Annotated in this window: 6 protein-coding genes; 3 read left to right on the top strand and 3 right to left on the bottom strand. The window is 72.5% G+C overall.

Annotated elements, in window-relative coordinates:
* From AAC134_RS23530 to AAC134_RS23520, 3 genes are all read right to left on the bottom strand, one after another.
* Window positions 1-558: transmembrane anchor protein (locus tag AAC134_RS23530; RefSeq protein WP_339952195.1), on the bottom strand; the 558-nt coding region annotated here is incomplete at its 3' end.
* 11 nt (window positions 559-569) lie between these two features.
* Window positions 570-1295: a HupE/UreJ family protein gene (locus tag AAC134_RS23525; protein WP_092866347.1), complete on the bottom strand. Its 726-nt coding sequence runs from the start codon at window positions 1293-1295 to the stop codon at window positions 570-572.
* A 63-nt stretch (window positions 1296-1358) separates the two neighbouring features.
* Window positions 1359-1724 carry a hypothetical protein gene (locus AAC134_RS23520; RefSeq protein WP_092866344.1) on the bottom strand — a complete coding sequence of 122 codons (366 nt, stop codon included), beginning with the start codon at window positions 1722-1724 and terminating at the stop codon, window positions 1359-1361.
* Between the two features lie 159 nt (window positions 1725-1883).
* Here AAC134_RS23520 and AAC134_RS23515 point away from each other — a divergent pair, with 159 nt between their 5' ends.
* The 3 genes from AAC134_RS23515 to AAC134_RS23505 are packed head-to-tail and all read left to right on the top strand — an operon-like array spanning window position 1884 to window position 4006.
* Window positions 1884-2147, top strand: coding sequence for a metal-sensing transcriptional repressor (locus AAC134_RS23515; RefSeq protein WP_092866341.1), 264 nt, complete (start codon window positions 1884-1886; stop codon window positions 2145-2147).
* A gap of 40 nt (window positions 2148-2187) precedes the next feature.
* Window positions 2188-3558 (top strand): MFS transporter, encoded by a 1371-nt coding sequence (locus tag AAC134_RS23510; RefSeq protein ID WP_339952191.1) that lies wholly within the window; start codon window positions 2188-2190, stop codon window positions 3556-3558.
* Between the two features lie 4 nt (window positions 3559-3562).
* Complete coding sequence (locus AAC134_RS23505) at window positions 3563-4006, top strand: YqaA family protein (protein ID WP_092866335.1); 444 nt, start codon at window positions 3563-3565, stop codon at window positions 4004-4006.
* The last annotated feature ends 211 nt before the right edge of the window (window positions 4007-4217 follow it).

Here is a 4217-nt window from a genome sequence, read left to right as displayed (position 1 = left end):
GGTCACCGTGACCGGCTGGCTGTCGCGGTTGCGCCAGAACCAGCCGTGCTCGCCGTCGAAGGGGGCCAGGATCGCGCCCTCGGAGCCGGTGGAGCCGCGGCCGCGCTCATAGGTCTCCGACTGGCCGCCGCCGTGGCCGTGAAGGTCGAAGTTCACGCGGCCGCCCTCGACGGTCATCAGATACTGGGCCGTCTGGCCCTCGGTCATCATTAGCTTCCACTCGGCGGACTCGCCGGGCTGGAGGGTGAAGCTGAATTCGTCGCGCCAGGCCTCCTGGGCCTGGGCCGAGCCGACCAGCAGGGCGGCGGCGCCCTGGAGGCCGCGACGCCACAGCGAGGCGTGGTCCTCCTCGGCCTCCCGGGCGAGCTGGGACTTGATCTCGCCCATCTCGGTCAAGCCCAGCAGGGCGCCGACGCCGGTGGGGTCGTCGCCGTATTCGGCCGGCATCACCACGCAGACGGCGATGGCGACGGCGCCTAGGGCGGCGAGCACGGTCGAGCGGCGGAGCTGCGCCGGCGTGGGCAGGTCCTCGGGGTTGGGTCGGGGTGCGTTGAACATCCGGGGTTCCCTCAGGCGTTTTCGTAGTAGCCGACGAGTTGCCAGGCGGTGAGCATGACGCCGATGACGATCATCACGACGTTGACGGCGTAGGCCTGGCCCAGGAACTTCGGGCTGCGCCGCCACCAGCCCATGGCGATCAGGATCGCCGCCAGCGCCAGGATCTGGCCGATCTCGACGCCCACGTTGAAGGCCAGCAGGTTGGGCAGCAGCCCGTCGGGCGAGATCTGGTAGTCGAGGATCTTGGTGGCGAGGCCGGTCCCGTGGAACAGCCCGAAGATCAGCGTGGCCGCCTTCACGTTGGGCTGCACCCCGAACCATTGCTTGAACAGCCCGAGATTGTCGGCCGCCTTGTAGGCGACGCTCAGCCCGATGATCGCGTCGATCAGGTAGGCGTCGATCCCCCAGCCGAACCACACGCCCAGCAGCATGGTCGTGGAATGGCCGATGGCGAACAGGCTGACGTAAAGCGCCACCTGGTTCATCCGGTAGAGGAAGAACACCACCCCCAGCAGGAACAGGATGTGGTCGTAGCCGGTCACCATGTGCTTGGCGCCGAGATAGAGGAAGGGGATCAGGTGGACCCCCCAGATCTCCTGGATATAGCCCGCGTCCCCGGGGGTGACGTTGTGGGCGGCCGCAGGGCCGGCGAGCGCGCAGAGCGCCGGGAGGCCGAGCAGCAGGCGGGTCGTCGTGCGCGCCAGGTCCGTGCCTGGGCGCCGCGATGGCCGATGCATTCGCAATCTCCGTATGTTGTTGAATCGTCTCGGTAGTCCGCGAGCAGGGCTCGCGGCGACGACTCAGACGCGCGGAGGTCGGTCGAGATCGTAGGCCGGCGGCGCCGGCGGGCCGGTCGCCGCTTCGCGCCAACGGGCGCCGAGCGCGGGGCTCGGCGCATGCGGGGCGGGGCCGCGGGCCAGGATCGGCTTCTGGTCGTGGTCGGCCGTCTCGGTCCCGTGGCCGTGGACGAGGCGCATCAACTCGGACGGGTCGCCGTGGAAGTGCCCGTGCGCGATGGCGCGGTCGAGCGTGGCGAGGTCCTCGGCGTCCGGCGCGGGGTGCAGCGCCTCGCGCGCGAAGACGCCGCCGAGAAAGGCCAGCGCGACCAGCACGCAGACCGCCGCGCGCAGGAGGTCTTGCAGGGAGGGGGACGGGGTCGTCCGCATGACGCTCCTTCTCGACCGCCGGGCCGGGCCTGGCCGCAGGCTGCCCCGGGGCCGCGCCCCATGCAATCCGACGGAGGTCGCAGACCTCGCCCGCGGTCCTGTTTCTCCCCCTCGCGACCGAGACTGGAAATATCCCCCCAGGGAGGATATGTCCAGCCTATGAGCGACGCCCACGACCATCCCGGCCACCCGAAGATCGCCGCCCGCCTGAAGCGGGCCGACGGCCACCTGCGCAGCGTGATCGAGATGATCGAGGCTGGCCGCCCCTGCCTCGACATCGCCCAGCAGCTGCACGCGGTGGAGCGGGCCGTGGCCGCGGCGAAGCGCGAGCTGATCCTCGACCACCTCGACCATTGCCTCGACCCCGCCCACGCGGACGCGCTGGAGGCGGACGAGTTCCGCAAGATCGCCCGCCACCTGTAGCCGCCTCGACCCGTCCCGCCGCCTCGAAGGAGCGCGCCCGATGCTGGAGGTTCTCGCCGATCGCACCTATCGCCGCCTGTTCGCGGCGCAGGTGATCGCGCTGGCCGGCACGGGGCTGCTGACGGTGGCGCTGGCGCTGCTGGCCTACGACCTGGCCGGGGAGCGCGCCGGCGCCGTCCTGGGCGCGGCGCTGGCGGTGAAGATGATCGCCTACGTCGGCGTGGCTCCCCTCGCCGGGGCCCTCGCCGCCCGCCTGCCGCGCCGCGCGCTGCTGATCGCCCTGGACGTGGTGCGCGCCGCCGTCGCCCTGCTGCTGCCTTTCGTGACCGAGGTCTGGCAGGTCTACGTCCTGATTTTCGCCCTGCAATCCGCCTCGGCCGCCTTCACCCCGACCTTCCAGGCCACCATCCCCGACGTGCTGCCGGACGAGGCCCGCTACACCCGCGCCCTCTCCCTCTCACGCCTGGCCTATGACCTGGAGAACCTGCTCAGCCCCACCCTCGCGGCCCTGCTGCTGACGGTGGTCAGCTATCACAGCCTGTTCGTGGGCACGGTCGCGGGCTTCCTCGCCTCCGCCGCGCTGGTCTTCGCGACCCGCTTGCCGCGCCCAGATCCGACCCGGGCGGGCGAGTCCCCTCCGGCCCCCTTCCTGCGCGGCCTGACCTCGGGCGCGCGCATCTACCTCGCCACGCCCCGCCTGCGCGGCCTGCTGGCGCTGAACTTCGCCGTCGCCTCGGCCGGGGCCATGGTGATCGTCAACACCGTGGTGATCGTGCGCGGCCCGCTGGGCCTGGACGAGCCCGCGCTGGCGCTCGCCATGGGCTGCTTCGGCGCCGGCTCGATGGCCGCCGCGCTGCTGCTGCCGCGCCTGCTGGACCGGACCGGCGACCGCCAGGTGATGCTGCCGGCGGCGCTGGGGCTGGGAGGGCTGACGGTCGCGCTCTCCGCCGTGCTGGGGGCCGGGCTGGCCGGCGACGCGCCCGCCGACTGGCTCTGGCCCGCGCTGCTCTGCGGCTGGGCCCTGCTGGGGCTGGCCTGGTCCGCCGTCCAGACCCCCGGCGGCCGTCTCCTGCGCCGCTCAGCCCACGCGCCTGACCGTCCCGCGCTGTTCGCCGCGCAGTTCGCCCTGTCCCACGCCTGCTGGCTCGCGACCTATCCGCTCGCCGGCTGGCTGGGCGGCGCCGCGGGCCTGCCCGCGACCATGGCGCTGCTGGGCGTCCTCGCCCTGCTGGCCGCCCTCGTCGCCGCCCGCCTCTGGCCCGCGGAGGACCCCGAGGTCATCCCTCACGCCCACCCCGAGCTGCCGCCCGACCACCCCCACCTGCGCGCCGCCGCCGCCCCCCACCGCCACGCCCATCCGTTCGTGATCGACGACCTGCACCACGGCTGGCCCGTGGCGGGACGCGCCTGAGCGCATGGTCCACCTGACCGATTTCGCCGGCCTGTTCCTGGTCTGCTTCCTCGCCGCCACCGTGTTGCCCGCGCAGTCCGAGATCCTGCTCGCCGGCATGGTCCTCGCCCAGCACTACCCCGCCTGGGCCCTGATCGCGGTCGCCACCGTCGGCAACGTCCTCGGCTCCACCGTCAACTGGCTGCTGGGCCGCTACGTCGCCCATTTCGAGGGCCGCCGCTGGTTCCCGGTGAAGCGCCAGCGGATGCAGCGCGCCGAGGGCTGGTATCGCCGCTGGGGCAAGTGGTCCCTGCTGCTCTCCTGGGCCCCGTTCATCGGCGACCCCCTCACCCTCGTCGCCGGCGTCCTGCGCGAGCCCCTGCCGGCGTTCCTGGCCCTGGTCACCCTCGCCAAGCTCGGCCGCTACGTCCTCGTCGCCTGGCTGGCGGAGGGCTGGGTTGCGGAGTGACCGCGCTTTCCAGATCGCTGGCTCCGAGCCCTGCTCTTGTTCGGGAGTTCCGAGCCTGTTCCGAGCGCGGCAGACGTCGGTCCCGCCCAGGTCGCGACCGGTAGCCGAGATCCGTAGGCCGAAGCGGCGATGTCCGGCGACGGCGAACCTACTTGCTCAGGTACTTGACCAGCGCCGCGATCGCCAGCACGGCCAGCACGATCAGCAGCAG

The sequence above is a fragment of the uncultured Albimonas sp. genome (assembly GCF_963977235.1).
In the GTDB taxonomy this organism is placed as follows: domain Bacteria; phylum Pseudomonadota; class Alphaproteobacteria; order Rhodobacterales; family Rhodobacteraceae; genus Albimonas.
The sequence above is the reverse complement of the archived record's forward strand: the minus strand, read 5'-3'. Positions and strand labels throughout refer to the sequence as shown.